The organism is Halorussus vallis (assembly GCF_024138165.1).
Classification (GTDB): domain Archaea; phylum Halobacteriota; class Halobacteria; order Halobacteriales; family Haladaptataceae; genus Halorussus; species Halorussus vallis.
In genome coordinates, this window is sequence record NZ_CP100000.1 from 3,371,197 (window position 1) to 3,388,680 (window position 17,484).

Annotated in this window: 18 protein-coding genes; 11 read left to right on the top strand and 7 right to left on the bottom strand. The window is 67.8% G+C overall.

The features are described from left to right. Positions 1 to 178: 178 nt before the first annotated feature. Both NGM07_RS17060 and NGM07_RS17065 read right to left on the bottom strand, forming a co-directional pair. Positions 179 to 757: a GNAT family N-acetyltransferase gene (locus tag NGM07_RS17060; RefSeq protein WP_253513716.1), complete on the bottom strand. Its 579-nt coding sequence runs from the start codon at positions 755 to 757 to the stop codon at positions 179 to 181. Positions 758 to 991: 234 nt separating this feature from the next. Next, the gene (locus tag NGM07_RS17065) at positions 992 to 1,453 is read right to left on the bottom strand and encodes an MGMT family protein (RefSeq protein ID WP_253513718.1); all 462 of its coding nucleotides are present in this window, start codon (positions 1,451 to 1,453) and stop codon (positions 992 to 994) included. Between the two features lie 129 nt (positions 1,454 to 1,582). Between NGM07_RS17065 and trpC the strand changes: the two genes are divergently transcribed. The 4 genes from trpC to NGM07_RS17085 are packed head-to-tail and all read left to right on the top strand — an operon-like array spanning position 1,583 to position 5,269. Next, positions 1,583 to 2,341: an indole-3-glycerol phosphate synthase gene (trpC, locus tag NGM07_RS17070; RefSeq protein ID WP_253520239.1), complete on the top strand. Its 759-nt coding sequence runs from the start codon at positions 1,583 to 1,585 to the stop codon at positions 2,339 to 2,341. After that, positions 2,338 to 3,633 (top strand): tryptophan synthase subunit beta, encoded by a 1,296-nt coding sequence (trpB, locus tag NGM07_RS17075; protein WP_253513719.1) that lies wholly within the window; start codon positions 2,338 to 2,340, stop codon positions 3,631 to 3,633. Before trpC ends, trpB begins: the two co-directional genes overlap by 4 nt. Beyond that, on the top strand, positions 3,623 to 4,441 hold the full coding sequence (gene trpA / locus NGM07_RS17080) for a tryptophan synthase subunit alpha (RefSeq protein WP_253513721.1): 819 nt from the start codon (positions 3,623 to 3,625) through the stop codon (positions 4,439 to 4,441). Before trpB ends, trpA begins: the two co-directional genes overlap by 11 nt. Positions 4,442 to 4,468: 27 nt before the next feature. Continuing rightward, positions 4,469 to 5,269: a 2-amino-3,7-dideoxy-D-threo-hept-6-ulosonate synthase gene (locus tag NGM07_RS17085; protein ID WP_253513723.1), complete on the top strand. Its 801-nt coding sequence runs from the start codon at positions 4,469 to 4,471 to the stop codon at positions 5,267 to 5,269. 314 nt (positions 5,270 to 5,583) lie between these two features. On the opposite strand, the gene NGM07_RS17090 is transcribed toward NGM07_RS17085, so the two are convergent. Beyond that, complete coding sequence (locus NGM07_RS17090) at positions 5,584 to 6,234, bottom strand: hypothetical protein (protein WP_253513725.1); 651 nt, start codon at positions 6,232 to 6,234, stop codon at positions 5,584 to 5,586. 203 nt (positions 6,235 to 6,437) lie between these two features. On the opposite strand from NGM07_RS17090, the gene mfnA reads away from it, so the two are divergent. Together mfnA and NGM07_RS17100 are read left to right on the top strand one after the other, a co-directional pair. Then, a complete protein-coding gene (gene mfnA / locus NGM07_RS17095) occupies positions 6,438 to 7,487 on the top strand; it encodes a tyrosine decarboxylase MfnA (protein WP_253513727.1) in 1,050 nt (349 codons plus the stop codon). A gap of 44 nt (positions 7,488 to 7,531) precedes the next feature. After that, complete coding sequence (locus NGM07_RS17100) at positions 7,532 to 8,176, top strand: DUF3267 domain-containing protein (RefSeq protein WP_253513728.1); 645 nt, start codon at positions 7,532 to 7,534, stop codon at positions 8,174 to 8,176. Positions 8,177 to 8,210: 34 nt separating this feature from the next. Here NGM07_RS17100 and NGM07_RS17105 read toward each other — a convergent pair whose 3' ends face one another. After that, positions 8,211 to 8,627, bottom strand: coding sequence for a rhodanese-like domain-containing protein (locus tag NGM07_RS17105; RefSeq protein ID WP_253513731.1), 417 nt, complete (start codon positions 8,625 to 8,627; stop codon positions 8,211 to 8,213). Between the two features lie 130 nt (positions 8,628 to 8,757). After that, a complete protein-coding gene (locus NGM07_RS17110; RefSeq protein WP_253513733.1) occupies positions 8,758 to 9,426 on the bottom strand; it encodes an HVO_2922 family protein in 669 nt (222 codons plus the stop codon). Between the two features lie 91 nt (positions 9,427 to 9,517). On the opposite strand from NGM07_RS17110, the gene NGM07_RS17115 reads away from it, so the two are divergent. The 3 genes from NGM07_RS17115 to NGM07_RS17125 all read left to right on the top strand — a co-directional run bounded on the left by NGM07_RS17115 (position 9,518) and on the right by NGM07_RS17125 (position 13,633). Next, the gene (locus NGM07_RS17115) at positions 9,518 to 10,087 is read left to right on the top strand and encodes a YqaA family protein (protein ID WP_382193691.1); all 570 of its coding nucleotides are present in this window, start codon (positions 9,518 to 9,520) and stop codon (positions 10,085 to 10,087) included. Between the two features lie 469 nt (positions 10,088 to 10,556). Further along, positions 10,557 to 12,692: a methionine--tRNA ligase gene (gene metG, locus NGM07_RS17120; RefSeq protein WP_253513735.1), complete on the top strand. Its 2,136-nt coding sequence runs from the start codon at positions 10,557 to 10,559 to the stop codon at positions 12,690 to 12,692. Between the two features lie 92 nt (positions 12,693 to 12,784). After that, positions 12,785 to 13,633: a class I SAM-dependent methyltransferase gene (locus NGM07_RS17125; protein ID WP_253513737.1), complete on the top strand. Its 849-nt coding sequence runs from the start codon at positions 12,785 to 12,787 to the stop codon at positions 13,631 to 13,633. 520 nt (positions 13,634 to 14,153) lie between these two features. Here NGM07_RS17125 and NGM07_RS17130 read toward each other — a convergent pair. Further along, positions 14,154 to 14,438, bottom strand: coding sequence for a GYD domain-containing protein (locus NGM07_RS17130; protein ID WP_253513739.1), 285 nt, complete (start codon positions 14,436 to 14,438; stop codon positions 14,154 to 14,156). A gap of 111 nt (positions 14,439 to 14,549) precedes the next feature. Between NGM07_RS17130 and pyk the strand changes: the two genes are divergently transcribed. After that, complete coding sequence (pyk, locus tag NGM07_RS17135; RefSeq protein ID WP_253513741.1) at positions 14,550 to 16,298, top strand: pyruvate kinase; 1,749 nt, start codon at positions 14,550 to 14,552, stop codon at positions 16,296 to 16,298. Positions 16,299 to 16,313: 15 nt separating this feature from the next. Here the strand turns inward: pyk and NGM07_RS17140 are convergent, their stop codons facing one another. Continuing rightward, positions 16,314 to 16,766: an ester cyclase gene (locus NGM07_RS17140; RefSeq protein WP_253513743.1), complete on the bottom strand. Its 453-nt coding sequence runs from the start codon at positions 16,764 to 16,766 to the stop codon at positions 16,314 to 16,316. 486 nt (positions 16,767 to 17,252) lie between these two features. Here NGM07_RS17140 and NGM07_RS17145 point away from each other — a divergent pair, with 486 nt between their 5' ends. Then, positions 17,253 to 17,447 carry a DUF7312 domain-containing protein gene (locus NGM07_RS17145; protein ID WP_253513745.1) on the top strand — a complete coding sequence of 65 codons (195 nt, stop codon included), beginning with the start codon at positions 17,253 to 17,255 and terminating at the stop codon, positions 17,445 to 17,447. Positions 17,448 to 17,484: the final 37 nt, after the last annotated feature.

Here is a 17,484-nt window from a genome sequence, read left to right on the forward strand (position 1 = left end):
GCCGCGGATATGTCGCTGAGCGACCGCGAGCGGGCGGGGGCTTTCGAGGATGTCACTGCGATGGTCGTCGTTGTTCTCTCTGGCTAGCGGGCGGGGGCTTTCGAGGTGTTCTCCGTCCCGGTCGTCGCCGACGTAGTGGTATTCAGTAACGAAGAGAAACGAATTCTCGAAACAGGCACTATCCCGTATCGTACTTGTAGGTCGCGCTGTCGGGGTCGATGCCGAAGTCCTCGGCGCTCTCCTCGGGTTCGGCGTCCTGCTCGCGGGGGTGGGCGCCCTTGAATCGCTCTCGGAGGCGGTCGGGCATGACAAACTCGTCGACGTCGAGGCGCATCCCGACCGCGTCGGGGTCCAGGCTTTCACGCTTCGTTTCGAGGCGCTCGCGGAGTTTCTCCGGGAGGTCGCTACGGTCGACGCCCCCGAAGCCGAACTGCGCGAGGTAGTCGGTCGCGCTCGTCAGCGCGTACACCTCCTCGAACCCCTTGTCGCCGGCGTGGTCGACCAGGCGTTCGACCACGTGGGCGCCGACGCCCTGGCGCCGCCAGCTATCGAGGACCCCGATGCTCGTGAGTTCGCAGAATTCGCCCTCGTCGGTCTTGTGGATGCGGATGCGGCCGAACCCCGCCTTCGCGTTCGAGCGCTCGTCGATGGCGACGACGTAATCCCGGGAGCGGAACGCGGTTTCGTCGAGACCCATCGCCTCGATGTGGTCGAGCAGCCAGACCTCCTCTCTGTTTTTCGCGTCCCGGACGTACATGCGAGAGAGTAAGGCGGTGTCCGATAAAAAGGTGTGGCGCCAGAAACAGTTTCGGGCGGAACGGCGCGGAGAGTGCGTGCTGGCTGTGATTACTTCGAAAGTAACCATTCTACCGTGACCGTTCTACCGTGACCGCCACTCACACGATACAAATGAAACCGCACCGCCAGCGCGCGCCGGGTCGAAGGTGAAGACCGTTTGCGCCGAGCCGAATTCGAAAACCCGCGAAAATTCCTACAGGTCTTCCAGCGAGCGAAGCCGCTGTTCGACCGTCGGCGGCGCGGCGCTGGGACCGTCGCGCACGCGGTGATCCGGAATCAACAGCGGCGCGGGGTTCTCGTCGAGGGCGGTGCGAACCATGTTCAGGTCGTCCTCGTCGGTGTGGTCGACCCCGCTGGTCATCCGGGCCAGCGTCTCGACGTTGATCTGTTCGCCGTAGGGAATCTCGCGCACGCGTTCGAGCACGGCGCGCTGGTCGGTGGGCATCGTCAGCGCGATCTCGACGTCCGAGAAGTCGTCCTCGACGCCGCCGAGGTAGTCGAAGATGCGGTCAAGGAGTTCGTGTTCCGCGTCGGCCTCCTCGTCCGGGGCGTCCGGGAACGAGACGCTGAGCACGCGCCCGCTGGCGATGCCGAGTTGGACGTACCGCTCCAGGTACGGCGATTCGCGCGCGAAGATGCCGGCCACGTCGTCCATGGGTCGGGTTTCGGGCGGTCCGGACTTGAAGATTCCGCGCCCGAGTCGCCCTCGAACGACGCGCGGCGCCCGGGGCGACGTCCCGACGGCGCAAGTCTTATGTACAATTCCGTCCGTTGATGCACAATGATGAACGACACTCAGGAGCTCGCACCCGCGGTCAGGTCCATCCTCCGGACCGCCGAGGAGCGCGGCGACCCCGACGGCGACCCGCTGTCGGTCGACGCGCGGTCGCTACCCGCGGCCCTGTCGTCCGCCGAGGCCGACGGTCACGTCCCCGTCGTCGCAGAGGTGAAGCCGACGAGTCCGACTACTGAGGGCACCCGAGACGCCGACCCCGTAGAACTGGCCGAGGAGATGGTCGCGGGCGGCGCGGCCGCGCTCTCGGTGCTGACCGAACCCGAGCACTTCGGCGGGTCGCCCGAGAACCTGCGCCGGATTCGCGAGACCGTCGACGTCCCCGTCCTCCGGAAGGACTTCCTCGTGAACGAGTCCCAACTCGACACCGTCGAAGCCGATGTCGTCCTGCTCATCGCGCGGTTCGTCGGCGACGACCTCCCGAAACTCCTCGACGCCGCCGAGGACCGCGGCTTCCAGGTGCTCGTCGAGGTCCACGACCGTGACGAACTGGAGCGCGCGGTCGAGGCCGGCGCCGAACTCGTCGGCGTGAACAACCGCGACCTCGGGCGACTCGAAGTCGACCTCGGTACCTTCGAATCCGTGGCACCCCACGCGCCCGAAGACGCGACGCTCATCGCCGAGAGCGGTATCGCCGCGCCCGCCGACGCCCGGCGGATGCGCGAGGCGGGCGCCGACGGCCTGCTGGTCGGGAGCGCCATCATGGACGGCGATATCGCGGCGAACACCCGGAGGCTGACGGGCGCATGAGCCGAACCGGCGATTCGAAGTTCGGCGACTACGGCGGCCAGTACGTCCCCGAGGTGCTGATGCCCGCCATCGAGGAACTGACCGACGCCTACGTGCGCTACGTCCTCGACAACGAGGACGGCTTCATGGACGAGTTCCGCGAGCGCCTGCGGGACTTCGGCGGGCGACCGACGCCGCTCCAGCGCGCCGACGCACTGAGCGACCGCTACGACCGCGAGGTCTACCTCAAGCGCGAGGACCTGGTCCACGGCGGCGCGCACAAACTGAACAACGCCCTCGGGCAGGTTCTGCTGGCGAAGTACATGGGCAAAGAGCGAATCGTCGCCGAAACCGGCGCCGGCCAGCACGGCACCGCCACCGCGATGGCCTGCGCCCACCTCGGCATCGACTGCGAGATATACATGGGTCGGACCGACATCAACCGCCAGCGCCCCAACGTCTTCCGGATGCGCATCCACGACGCCGAGGTGAATCCGGTGGACGTCGGCTCCGGGACGCTCAAGGAGGCCATCAACGAGACGATGCGCGACTGGGCGACCAACGTCGAGGACACCCACTACGTCATCGGCTCCGTGGTCGGCCCGCATCCGTTCCCGAAGATGGTCCGGGACTTCCAGGCGGTCATCTCCGAGGAGGCGCGCGAGCAGATTCGCGAGAAGGCGGGGCGCCTGCCCGACAGCGTGGTCGCCTGCGCGGGCGGCGGGTCGAACACGATGGGCGCGTTCCACGAGTTCGTCGGCGACGAGGACGTCTCGCTGGTCGCGGTGGAGGCCGGCGGGTCGGGTCTCACCATCGACGAGGACGCGGGACTGGCGCCCCACTCGGCCTCGCTGTCGTCGGGTGAGGAGGGCGTCCTCCACGGCGCGCGCACCAAACTCCTCCAGAACCGGGACGGCCAGATCCTCGAATCCCACAGCGTGAGCGCGGGGCTGGACTACTCGGGCGTCGGCCCCGAACTCGCCTACCTCGCCGACGAGGGCCGGGTGACGCCCGCGAACGTCGGCGACGACGCCGCGCTCGAAGCGTTCCACCGACTCTCCAAGCTGGAGGGTATCATCCCCGCGCTGGAGTCGAGCCACGCGCTCGCGTACCTCGAAAAGGTAGCGGACGACGGCGCGTCGACCGGCGACGCGCCGTCGGCCACATCCGAGGTCGCCGAGGACCTCGGCGACCTCGTGATCGTCAACGTCTCCGGCCGGGGCGACAAGGACCTCGACACGGTCATCGAGGAGAGCGAGAAGCGCGACATCGACGCCGCGCCCGCGATGGAGGTGTTCGAGAATGGGCAGTGACATCGAGGCGGCCTTCGAAGACGGACCGGCGCTGGTTCCCTATGTCGTCGCGGGCGACCCGGACCTCGACGCGACGAAGGAGTACGTCGAGGCGCTGGCGCGGGGCGGCGCCGACGTCATCGAACTCGGCTTGCCCTTCTCCGAACCCATCGCCGACGGGCCGACGATACAGAACGCCATCCGGCGCGCGCTCGATGCGGGCACGACGCCCCGCAACTACCTCGAATTCGTGGCCGAACTGGACGTGGACGTGCCTATCGTCTGCATGACCTACTACAACCTCATCTACCAGTTCGGCGAGGAAGAGGGAGTCGAGCCTTTCGTCGAAGCGGGCGCCGAGGCGGGCCTCTCGGGGCTCATCGTCCCCGACCTGCCCGTCGAGGAGAGCGACCCCCTGCGCGAGGCCTGCGACGAGCACGGCCTCGACCTCGTCTTCATCGTCGCACCGACGACGACCGACGAGCGACTCGACCGCATCACCTCGCAGGCGTCGGGGTTCGTCTACGTCCAGGCACGCCTCGGCACGACCGGCGCCCAGGCCGACGTGAGCGAGGCGACCCACGAGAGCCTCGCGCGACTGGCGGACTCGACGGTTCCCAAGGCGGTCGGCTTCGGCGTCAGCGAGCGCGAACACGCACGTGAGATCGTCGGGGCTGGCGCGGACGGCGTGGTCGCCGGGAGCGTCTTCGTCGACATTATTGCCGAGGGCGAATCCGTCGCTGACCGACTCGAAGCCAAAGCCCGCGAACTCAAGGCGGGCGCGCTCGAAGGGACGGACCAGAAAGTACCGGAACCGGAACGCACATAACCGGCCATTGCTACACTCTCACATACTATGAACACGAACACGGGAATCGCGGCACGGCTCGAACGTATCGGGACGGACGGGAAGTACGTAATCGTCCCGATGGACCACGGAATCACGCTGGGGGCGGTGACGGGGCTCAAGGACATCGAATCGACCATCGACGCGGTGACGCGGGGCGGAGCCGACTCGGTTCTCACACAGAAGGGAATCGCGCCGCGCGTCCACCCGCACAAGAACGAGAAGGGGTACATCGTCCACCTCAACGCCTCCACGTCCATCGGCCCGAACTCTAACGACAAGCGACTCACCGGCACCGTCGAGGAGGCGGTCCGGGCGGGCGCCGACGCTGTCTCCTTCCACATCAACGTCGGCAGCGACTACGAGCGCGAACAGGTCGAGGACCTCGCAGAAGTCACGGCCGACGCCGCCAACCTCGGCATGCCCGTCCTGGCGATGTCGTACGCTCGCGGGCCGGGCGTCGACGAACACGACGCCGAGAGCCTGGGTCACGCGGTCCGCCTCGCCGAGGAGATGGGCGCCGACGTCGTGAAGACCGCCTACAGCGGCGACGCCGAGAGCTTCCGGCACGTCGTCGAGTCGACCGGCCTCCCGGTCGTCATCGCGGGCGGCGCGCCCGAGGGCGACCGCGCGACCCTCGAGAACGTCCGGGGTGCGATGGACGCGGGCGCGGCCGGCGTCTCGATGGGCCGGTCCGTCTTCCAGCACGACGACCCCGAGGCCATCGCGCGAGCGGTGTCGGCGGTGGTCCACGAGGGGTACTCCGCGGACGAGGCGCTTCGGGAAGCGGGGCTGGCGGTCGAAGCCTGATTTCGGGGGTTCGGAGTAATAGTGATTTGAAGGTCGGCGATTCGAGTTTTCACGGACGAGAGGGCGCGTGCAGTCGCCGCTTTATGCGGCGACAACCCGCGCGAGGGATGACTGAGCGCCGACAGGCGCGACGGAATCGGCTGGGGAGGCGTGTGGTCTGCGGTTGCGGTGGCGGTACTCAGTTGGGTCGTGCGAGTGGCGGTACTCGCTGAAGTTCGAGGGTCGACGACGCCGAACGTCCACCCGAGAATGACTACGAGAGGGGTTGAACTACCGACTGCGCTACGCAGAGCGTGAATCGAGCAGTAGATAGGTCACTCTCCGTCGGAGGTCATCGAGTCCACTTCCCCACGCATCTCCTCTAACGATTCGATGAGGTCGTCGATGCGTTCGTCAGCACGGTCGTAGTCGTACCAGAGGCCGAGCGTCCACAGTCGGTTCCGTATTCCCTCGACGTACGCGTCTATCTCCTCGTCGGGAGAGAGTGCCTGCTGGTCTGCGAGGAAGTGCAATACGCTCCACCAGCCGACAGGCACGGGCCCCTCCTCGGGGTAGGTGTCGACGGGTGCGAGTCCCTCGTCAGCGTCGAACTCCTCGAAAACGTGCTTGGACATCCGGCTAGTGAGGAACTGAAGGCGGACGGTCATCTCCTCGCCGCGGGGGCCGAACTTGTCGCTGTCGTCCTCGGGGCCGACTACTTTCCAGTCGCACGCGAGGTCGTCTTCGACCAACGTCTCCCACCTGTCCGATTCGTGTTCGATGATGGCTTCGACGTCGCCGCGCAGATGAACTCGGACTTCGCCACCGTCGTCGTGCGGTGCGTGCCCGTAGCGAAGGAAGCCGACGTCCCGACACCAGTCGCGTTCACGAAGTCGTTCCATCGCCGGAAGGACGTATTCGCGGACGAACTGCTCGTCTCCCTCTTCTCCGGTCGTCTCGAACACGACCGTGGTCCGTTCGACCATGCGTTCATCTGTCGTGTACGCTGGATACATTTTTCGTTGGGAGAGCCCATCTCGGGAATCTGCAGTCACGTACTGCACTGCGCGTCTATCGTCCCGCCCTTCGTCGGACACGCTGTTGACGACGGACCGTCACGTCCCAGTCGTCCCCTCAACACCCGTCGCAGAACAGAACCGATAAAGCCACCCGACAAGAATGCTCCTCCATGCAGCGAGCGCCGCAGGACTTCGGGCGCGTCCTCTCGTCGATGTGTACGGTGCCCCACCCCGACGCCGCGGAGGCCGCCCGGCGGTTCCTCGCCTCGAACCCCGGCGACCCGACCACGTATCCGGCGGTCGCCGAACTCGAAGCCGAAGTCGTCTCGACGCTCGGCGAGATAACGGGACTCGCCGACCCGCACGGCTACGTCGCCAGCGGCGGCACCGAGGCGAACCTCCAGGCGGTCCGGGCCGCCCGCGACCTCGCCGAGGCCGACGCGCCGAACGTCGTGGCGCCCGAGAGCGTCCACTTCAGTTTCCAGAAGGCCGCCGACGTGTTGGACGTGGAACTCCGACTCGCGGCGGTCGACGACGACCGGCGCGCCGACCCCGCCGCGATGGGGCGACTGGCCGACGCCGACACCGCGCTCGTCGTCGGCGTGGCCGGCACCACCGAGTACGGCCGGGTCGACCCGATTCCCGACCTCGCCGACGTGGCCGCCGAGGTCGACGCCCTGCTCCACGTCGACGCGGCGTGGGGCGGGTTCGTCCTGCCGTTCACCGACCGGGCGTGGAACTTCGCCGACGCCCCGGTCGACACCATGACCATCGACCCCCACAAGATGGGCCGGGCGCCGATTCCGGCCGGCGGCTTCCTGGCGCGCGACGACCGGGTGCTGGACGCGCTCGCGGTCGACACCCCGTACCTCGAATCCACCTCGCAGGCGACCCTCACCGGGACGAGGAGCGGCGCGGGCGTCGCCGGCGCGCACGCCGCCCTGACGGCGCTGTGGCCCGACGGCTACCGGGAGAACTACGAGCGCGCCCAAGCGAACGCCGAGTGGCTGGCCGACGCGCTCGCCTCGCGGGGGTACGACGTCGTCGAACCGGTATTGCCGCTGGTCGCGGCCGACATCCCCGAAGAGACGGTGGGGGCGCTCCAGGCGGAGGGCTGGCGGATTTCGCCGACCGGCGCGGGGGAACTGCGCGTCGTCTGTATGCCCCACGTGACCCGCGAGATGCTCGAATCGTTCGTCGCCGACCTCGATTCGGTCTGAACGGCGGTTTGGTTTTTTCCGTCGGTCCGTCGTCTACCGGACCGATGACGGACACGGTTTCCGACAGGTCGACCGCGGAGTCGCCGCCCGAACCGCCTGCATCCAGTTCGTCGAAGAAGTCCCCGCCCGGCCCGCCGGACCCTCCCGAGGGCTACGACGACCCGACCCAGTTCTCGTATCCCGGACTCTGGCTGTCGGTGGGGTTGCTGGTGCTGTTCGTCCTCTCCGTCGCCGGCTTCGGCGAACTCATGGCCGCGATTCGCGGCGGGGCCCCCGAGTACACGGTGGGGCTCACCGGTATCGGCGTCGCCGCCGCCCTCTCGGTCGCCACCGTCGTCGTCCACGAACTGGTCCACGGGCTGGCGTACCACCTACTGGGCTACCGGGTCAAGTACGGCATCGCGCTCAACATGGGCGCGGCCTACGCCGCCGCGTTCGGCCAGTTCCAGACGCGGCAGGACAATCTGGTGGTCGGACTCGCGCCCCTCCTCGCGTTCACGCTCGCCCTGACGCCGCTGCTCGCCGCGCCGCTCCCGGTCGCGCTCGCGGCGTTCCTCGCCCTCGTGGTCAACACCTCGGGGGCCACCGGGGACCTCTACCTCACGTGGCGACTCCTCCGGATGCCCGAGGGGACGCTACTGTACGACGTCGACATCCGACACTCGTACGCCTACTACCCCGAGGAGTGACGGCCGACCATCTTCACCGCGAACGCCCGTCGGGCTACTTGTAGTCTTTCTGCGGCACGTCGACGACCTCCTCGCCGGCCTCCTGCCAGGCGGTGAAGCCGCCTTCGAGATGTGCGACGTCCCGGTAGCCCATCTCGCCGAGTCGCTCGGCGGCCAGCGCCGAGCGCCCGGCCGCGTTACAGTAGAGGATGTAGCGCGTCTCGGGGTCGAAGAACTCCTTGTAGTACTCCGTCTCGGGGTCGGCCCAGAACTCTATCATCCCGCGCGGCGCGTGCTCGGCGTCGGGAATTGAACCCTCGATCCACACCTCGCGGATGTCGCGGACGTCCACGACCACGGTGTCGGCGTCGGCGTCGTCGAGTTCGGCTCGCAGTTCCTCGACCGAGACCGACTCCACCGCCTCGTCGGCCGCCTCGGCCATTCCCCACGCCGTCCGGTCCAGTTCGGTCATCGGCGCGGAGTACAGGCTCCGACTCGAAGAAGGTTGCGACGCGATGGCACACCGGGGTCGACAGTGTCGGCAGAGTCGGCGGTGTCGGCTACGACGGCAACGCCGTCACAGCGGCAAGCGGAGATACCGGCTACGACTCGGCGGTCCCCTCGGCCCCGGACTCGGTTTCGGTCGCCGGGCTCCCGTTCTCGTCCTCTCCTTCGACGTCGGTCGCCGCGCCGAGCGCGTTGCGCTTGACGCTCCGGACCCCGTTCTTCGCGCCCCGCTTGGAGGCGTAGCCCTGGCCGGAGTCGGCGATGACGTTGCCGTTGTCGTGGACGAGCCGCCAGCGCCACTTCTCGTCGCTGCCGCGGTACACCTCGAACGTCGCCTGAGCGGGCGGTTCGAGCGCCCTGATGGCGGTGCCGTCCGTCTGGGTCATCTCGGTGCCGCCGCCGACGCGGGGTCGTCGCTCGACGGCCTTTCCGGCTAACTCGCGGCCCTTCCGGGTGACGGCGGGCGCGTAGCGGTCGAGCGTCTCGACGGTGTCGACGACTTCGCCCACGACGCCCGACGAGGACTCGCGGGCGAGCATCCGCTCGCCGTCCCGATACAGTGCGAAGTGCAGGCCCTGCCACTCGACGCCGCCCTCCTCGGGGTGTTCGGGGAGGGAAACCTGCGCGCCCTCCTCGGTCCACGTGCCGTCGCGGCGGTAGTCCAGCGAACAACTCAGTGCCGTGGTTTCGCCCTCGTCGCTCCGGTAGGCGACCCGCAACCGGACGCGGGGGTGGGCGACGAGCGTGTACTCGCGGTCGAACATGGTACCGTATCTACGGCGAGCAGTCGTATCAGTCTGTTCGCCGACCGGAGTCACAAGGTCTAAAACGCACTCCTGCGTCCGTCCACACGTGCTGTCACTCGTCGCCGAATCGGTCCTCCTCGCCGATAACGTGGTCGCGTTCTCGTTCTCGTTCGGCTGGCTGGAACACGCCGTCGAGACCGCGACCGGCTGGGTCGGCGTCCTCCTCATCGCGGTCTACTCGTTTCTCATCGCCTTCGCGCTGCCCGGCGTGAGCGAAGTCGTGCTGGCCGCGCCGCTCGACCTCGGCCTCTCCCGGCCGATGCAGCTCGCGGTCATCATCTTCGTCAGCGGCGTCGGCAAGGCCGCCGGCAGCGTGCTGGCGTTCCACATCGGCCAGGAGGCCAAGAGCTCCGGCCCCATCATCCGCGCCCTCCGGGACTCGCGCTTCGACGTGGTGGAGTGGTCCGAGAAGAAGACGGTTAGGCTCGCGAAGCAGTGGGGCTACCTCGGGATGGCGGCCGCGCTCTCGGTGCCGTTCTTCCCCGATACCCTCTCCATCTACGCGTTCGCGGTCCTCGAAGAGGACTACGTGAAGTTCGCGCTGGCGACGTTCGTCGGCAGCGTCGGCCGCCTCCTCGTCACGCTACTGGTCATCGGGTCGACGGTCGCGGTGCTGTGAAACGGAGCGGGTACCGACCGCGGGCGTCCCGGCGAACATTTAAGTTCGACGACAGTCTACGGTCAGTCGTGCCCGCGACGGCCGACGTCCCGACGGCTTCCCGCCCCATGCGTACGCTCAGCGACGCGTAACGTCGGGAGGACCCGCTCGGACCGGTTCGCGGACGGTTTTTGCGGCGGCGAAACTCGACTCGCCGACCGAACTGCGCCAGTCGCGACCGACTCCCGACCACGCTCTCGCGGAGCGCCGCCGAGAACTCGGCGGCGCTCCTCGCTTGCAGTCGTTCGCCGCGACTAGCTCGTCACGGCGATGGACTGCTTAGACGACTGACGACCACGACGCTACCACGACGAACCACCACGACCAACCCCATGCACGAACGCGAACGCTTCGACCGCGGACCCGAGAGGAATCGCACCCGAACGCGGAAATCGGCGGGTTTTACACCCGCGAAGGAGGACTGGATAGTATGAGCCACGACGACTTCCCGACGGAGAACCCGGCGGTGGTCACGTGCGGCCTGCCGTACGCCAACGGCGACCTGCACATCGGCCACCTCCGGACGTACATCAGCGGCGACGCCTACGCCCGCGCGCTGGAGAAACTGGGTCAGGAGACCGCCTTCGTCTCGGGGTCGGACATGCACGGCACCCCGGTGGCGGTCAACGCCGAGAAGGAGGGCGTCTCCCCCGAGGAGTTCGCGCTCCGCCACCACGAGAAGTACGAGGAGACGTTTCCCCGCTTCGGCGTCGAGTTCGACAACTACGGCCACACCCACGACGAGACGAACACCGAACTCACCCAGGAGTTCGTCCGGTCGTGGATTTCGAACAATCACGTCTTCGAGAAGGAGATTCAGGTCGCCTGGGACCCCGAGGCCGAACAGCCGCTGCCCGACCGCTACGTCGAGGGCACCTGCCCGTACTGCGGCGCGAAGGCCCGCGGCGACGAGTGCGACGAGGGGTGTCAGCGCCACCTCGAACCCGGCGAAATCGAGGACCCGCGCTCGACGCTCACCGGCAACCCCGCCGAGTACCGCGCTCGGGAACACAAGTTCCTGCGGCTATCGGACTTCCAGGACTACCTCAAGGGCTTCATCGAGCGCCTCGAAGGCACCAGCAACGCCCGCAACCAGCCCAGAGAGTGGATCGAGGGCGAACTCCAGGACCTCTGCATCACCCGCGACATGGACTGGGGCATCGACTACCCGGACCAGGAGGACGGCGAGGAGGACCTGGTGCTGTACGTCTGGGTCGACGCTCCCGTCGAGTACGTCGCCTCCACGAAGCAGTACTCCGAGCGGGTCGGCGCCGACGCCTTCGACTGGGAGGAGGCCTGGAAGGCGGGCGCGCCCGACGCCGGCGATGCCAACCCCGCCTGGAATCCGACCGACACCGGCGAGATAATCCACATCATCGGCCGCGACATCATCCAGCACCACACCGTCTTCTGGCCGGCGATGCTGCGGGGCGCGGGCTACAACGAACCGCGGGCGGTCATGGCCAGCGGGTTCGTCAACCTCGACGGGGCGGCGTTCTCGACCAGTCGGAACAGAGCGGTCTGGGCCGACGACTACCTCGAGGAGGGATTCCACCCCGACCTGATCCGGTACTACCTCACCACGACCGGCGGCTTCCAGCAGGACGTCGACTTCTCGTGGGAGAAGTTCCAGGAGCGGGTCAACGGCGAACTCGTGGGGACCCTCGGCAACTTCGCTTACCGGAGCCTGCTGTTCGCGGCGCGCAACTACGGTGGCGCGCCCGACGTCGACGCCTCGCAGGAGGTCGCCGAGCGCATCCGCGAGGCGACCGAGGACTTCGAGGCCGCGGTCGGCGACTACTCGCTCAAGAAGGCCGGCGACGCCGCGGTGGCGCTGGCGGGCTTCGGCAACGAGTACATCCAGCGCAACGAGCCGTGGAACCTCACCGACGAGGACCCCGACGCCGCCGAGCAGGTCATCTACGACTGCGTCCAGATCGCCAAGGCGGTCGCGGTGCTGTCGGCGCCCATCCTGCCCGAGAAGTCCCAGACGCTCTGGGAGCAGTTGGGCGAGGACGGCTCGGTCCACGACGCCGCGCTCGCGGACGCCCTGGAGTCGCCGCCCGGCGAGTTCGGCGAACCCGACGAGCTATTCGAGAAGATAGAGGACGAGCGCGTCGAGGAACTCAACGAGAAGCTCGAAGCCCGTATCGAGGCGGCGACGGCCGAGGCGGAGAACGACGAGGACGAAACCGACGACGAATCCGAGGAGGACACCGTGAGCGACGATATCGAACCCATCGACGACGACCGCATCAGCTTCGAACAGTTCCAGGACCTCGACCTGCGTGTCGGCGAGATCGAGGTCGCCGAACCCATCGAGGGCGCCGACGACCTCGCGCGCCTGGAAGTCGACATCGGCGTCGAAACTCGCCAAATCGTCGCGGGCATCAAACAGCTCCACGACCTCGACGAACTGCCGGGCGAGAAGGTGGTCATCGTCGCCAACCTCGAACAGGCGGAACTGTTCGGCGTCGAGAGCAACGGGATGGTGCTGGCGGCCGGCGACGAAGCCGACCTGCTGACGACCCACGGCGACAGCGAACCGGGCACGAAGGTCCGATAGCGCGCACGGACTCCCCGTAACGATTTTTTCGCGACCCGTCCGAAAGTTGCGCGAACCGACAGCTATCCCGTCCCGCGGAGCGAAGCCGCCGCATGGACGATTCGACGGACGCGGGAGATTCGACGGACGCGGACGACTCGGAACGCAAGCGCGAGTCGATGGCGTCGTTCGGCGCGGTCGCCGACGCCTACCGGGAGAGCGCGGTCCACCGTGAGGGGTCGGACCTCGAAACGCTGGCGTCGTGGTGCGCCGACGCCTCGCGCGCGCTCGACGTCGCCTGCGGCGCGGGCCACACCGCGGGCGCGCTCGCCGACGCCGGCGTTCCCGACGTGGTCGCGGCCGACGCGAGTCCGGAGATGGTCCGGACCGCGGTGGAATCGTTCGGCGTCTCCGGGAGCGGAGCGGCCGGAGGCTCGTCGGAGCTTCGCTCCGTCGGCGTCGGCGGCACTGCCGCCGACGCCGAACGCCTTCCGTTCGAGGACGACGCCTTCGACGCGGTGACCTGCCGCATCGCCGCCCATCATTTCCCCGACTCGCAAGCGTTCCTCGCGGAGGTCGCTCGCGTCCTCGCGCCCGGCGGAACCTTCGCCTTCGAGGACATCGTCGCGCCCGAAGACGACGACCTCGCGGACTTCTTCGACCGGTTCGAGCGACTGCGCGACCCGACCCACGCCGAGGCCCACTCGCGGTCGGAGTGGAAGCGACTGTTCGAAGCGGCGGGGTTCGACGTCGCGGAGTCGCTGACGATGCGCAAGGAGATGGACTACGAGTCGTGGGTCGAACGGACGGGTCCGGACGAGTCGGCGCGGGAGACGCTCGCGGAACTGGTCCGGACGCCCGAGGCCGAGGCGGTGTACGGGGTGCGCGTCGACGGCGCGGACGGTGACGTTCGGGGGTTCGGCAATCGGAAAGTGTTGATTCGGGCGCGGAACGGGGAGTAAGTTCGCAGGGTTTCTTCGACTGCTTCGAGCCGTGTTGCACACTCGGCAAAGACGACGACCGCTGCCAACGCGACTGCCTCGAAAGCCTAGCCTACTGACCGTGAATCACAGCACCGACAGTGCCCTAGAACTTCCCGAAAGCCCCCGCCCGCTCGCCACCGGTAGACGGTCCTGCTCGCTCCCTGCGGTCGCTGCGCGGGCTGCGACTACCGAGATCTCGTTCGCTTCGCTCACGAGACGGTCGCTCAGCGACATATCCGGCTCGCGCCTGCGGCGCTCGCCGAACAGGGGTCGCTGAGACGACCAGGTACACGCGAGCGGGCGGCCCCTTTCAGTCCCGCTCCCTGAATGGGTTCTCGGGCGTTCCCGGTAGTCAGTGTCACCGGGCGTTCTCGGTAGCCGGTATCACCGAGCCATTGCGAGCCGCCGCGTCGCCGGCCGCCGACTGTAGGTAGGGCCACCGCTGGTCGGTGCGTCGAGTCGAAAGAAACGGGAGACGAGTCGAGACGTGCGGAGAGGCTCAGATATCGTCGACGACCTGGGCCAACTGCTCGGTCGGGATTATCTCCATCGTCTGGGAGTCGAAGCCGTACCGTTCGAGCGCGAGCCCCGCCTGAAACGCCGCGTCCCGTCCGGGGGACTCCATGATGACGAGGAAGTCGTACTCGCCGAGGATGGCGTAGGTGTCGGTGAGCTCGGCCTCGTGGTCCTCCAGGTCCCTCCGGATGTCCCCCCACACCGAGGTGAACTCCTGGGGGTTCTGCACGTCCTCCCGAACGTTGACGAGCGAGGCGTACTTCGGCATATCTGTCCCATGGGGGAGGGCGCAATAAAGCGGTTGTGGCCGGGAGGACCCGAGAACTCGACCGCGAGTTAATCGCGGGGGTTTTTTGGGCGAAGCGTCGTATCTCCGGGCATGAGAAACGCGAAGATCGTCTGTACGCTGGGACCCGCCTCCGACTCCCAGTCGACGGTCCGGGAACTGGCGGAGGCCGGGATGACCGTCGCGCGCCTGAACGCCAGCCACGGCAGCCACGAGGACCGCGCGCAGTTGGTCGACGACGTCCGCCACGTCGACGAGACGACCGCCGACCCCCTCGCGGTGATGGTCGACCTCCAGGGACCGGAGATTCGGACCGCCGAGGTCGAGGAGCCGATTCACCTGGACACCGGGTCGACGGTCCGGTTCTTCGAGGGCGACACCGCCACCCCCGAAGAGGTCGGCCTCTCGTACTCCATCACCAACGTCGAACCGGGCGACAAGGTGCTGCTGGACGACGGCCGCATCGAGACGACCGTCCGAGAGGTCGAGGACGGCGTCGTCGTCGCCCACGTCGACAGCGGCGGGCGACTGTCGAGTCGGAAAGGCGTCAACGTCCCGGGTGTCAACCTCGACCTCGACGTGGTGACCGAGAAGGACCGCCGCGACCTCGAACTCGCCGCCGAGAAGGACGCCGACTTCGTGGCCGCGAGTTTCGTCCGGAGCGCCGAGGACGTGTTCGAGGTCGGCGAGGTGCTTGAGGAGTTCGGCGCCGACATCCCCATCATCGCTAAAATCGAACGCCGAGGGGCGGTCGAGAACCTCGACGAGATCATCGAGGCGTCCTACGGCGTGATGGTCGCCCGAGGCGACCTGGGCGTCGAGTGCCCGCTCGAAGACGTGCCGATGATACAGAAGCGCATCATCCACAAGTGCCAGCGGGCGGGCGTGCCGGTCATCACCGCGACCGAGATGCTCGACTCGATGGTCCACGCCCGCCGGCCGACCCGCGCGGAGGCCTCCGACGTGGCGAACGCGGTCCTCGACGGCACCGACGCCGTGATGCTGTCGGGCGAGACCGCCATCGGCGACGACCCCGTCCGGGTCGTCGAGACGATGGACCGCATTGTCCGGGAGGTCGAGGAGAGCGACGAGTACGAGGAGATACTCGAACAGCGGGTCCCGGCCTCCGAGGACGCCCGCACCGACGCGCTGGCGCGGTCGGCCCGTTACCTCGCCCGCGACATCGGCGCGTCGGCGGTCGTCGCGGCCAGCGAGTCCGGATACACCGCGCTCAAGATAGCGAAGTTTCGGCCCGCGGTCCCCGTGGTCGCCACGACGCCCAACGACGACGTGCGCCGCCAGCTCGCACTCTCGTGGGGCGTCAACGCCCAGTACACCTCGATGGCCGAGGGCGTCGACACCATCATCGAGGACGCGGTGCAGGCCGCCCTCGACGCCGGAGTCGCCGACTCGGGCGACACGGTGGTCGTTCTCTCGGGGATGATGTCCGAACTGGAGGGCGCCAACTCCACCAACATGCTGAAGGTCCACGTCGCCGCCGAGACCATCGCCACGGGCCGCAGCGTCGTCACCGGCCGGATCGCCGCGCCCATCGCTCGGACGCGGGACGGCGACCTGACGGACGTGCCCGCGGGGTCGATTCTGGTGGTCGAACCCGAGTTCGACGCCGAGTTCACCGGCGACGCCTCGAAGTTGGCGGGCATCGTCGACGCCCGACCGGGGATGACCGGCTACCCCGCGATGGTCGCGCGCGAACTCGACGTGCCGATGATAAGCGGCGCGCCGCTCGACCCGAACGTCCACGACGGCGACGTGGTGACCATCGACGCCGAGCGCGGCGTCGTCTACGAGGGCGACATCACCCACGCCGACCGGAAGTAAAAGGAGGCGTTCGACTCACTCCTCGGCCGACGGCGCCGATTCGAAGAGGTCGGCCGGAATCGCGCCCACCTGCATCAGCATGTTCAGCAGGTTCACCTCGGCCCACGTCTCGGCGAGTTTGCCGTCCTCGAAGCGGTTGATATCGATGCCGTTGATGGTCACCTCCTCGTTGGTGGGTTCGACGTTCCCCATCTTGCCGACGTGGGTGCCCCGCTGGGTCCAGCGCGAGACGACGTAGTCGTCCATCGCGAGAAGTTGGTCGATCTCGATGGGACCGTCGACGATGCTCGCGCCCATCTCGGCCATCTCGCGGTACTCGTCGCGGCCGCGTACCGGTTCGGGCATCGAGGGGTCGTGGAGGACGTAGTCCTCCGCGACGAGTTCGTCGATGGCGTCGTAATTCTTCTGCTCCCAGACCTCCTCGGTGATGCGTCGGTGGAGTCGCTCGTTGTCCTGTGTCGTGGCCATGGTTCTCTCGGCGTGGTACCGCAATCGCCGGTTCCGACGACGACCGCCCGAATCTTAGTTATGAAGCGGTGGGAATCGCGGTATCTGGCCGTGTTCCGGGAAGTCGTACTGAAGGACCCACATCGCGATCGGTCGTCTTTCACACCGTCGCGCTCCCGCCGAACGGTCCACCGGAACCGACCGTCCACCACCGCGCGATTCGGCGACTGTCGCCGGCGAGGCAACTCGGCGAAGCCGAGTTGCCGGAAACGCCCGGTGGAACGAACACCGGAGAGCGCTCGGGGAACCGTACGGCGGGAAACGCTCGGTGATTCAGTCCCTCGGAAACGCTCGGCCGACCAACCGACGGGGCGGGGACTTTCGAGGCGGTCACGGTCGTTACCGATACTCTCCGCTCGTCACGAGGAGGAACGGAAGAGAATCCCACCGGGCGGACGTTCGCCGTAGCCGCCAACCCTTTTGTCCTCCGAACCCCTACTCGCGCCCATGTCGGATTCGGACACGGACTGGCGGTACGACGTCGACGAGGTGGGCGAGGACGACCCGGAACCTCCCGAACGACCCAAACGCGAGGAACTCGAACCCGGTTCGCCCACCGCCGAGAACGCGCTGTTCGTGGTCCTCGGCGCGCTCACCGTGCTCGTGGTGTTCGGTCGACTCGTGCTCCTGGCGGGCGCGTAGTTCGAGCGAAGACGACGGCGCGCCCTCGCCCCGTCTG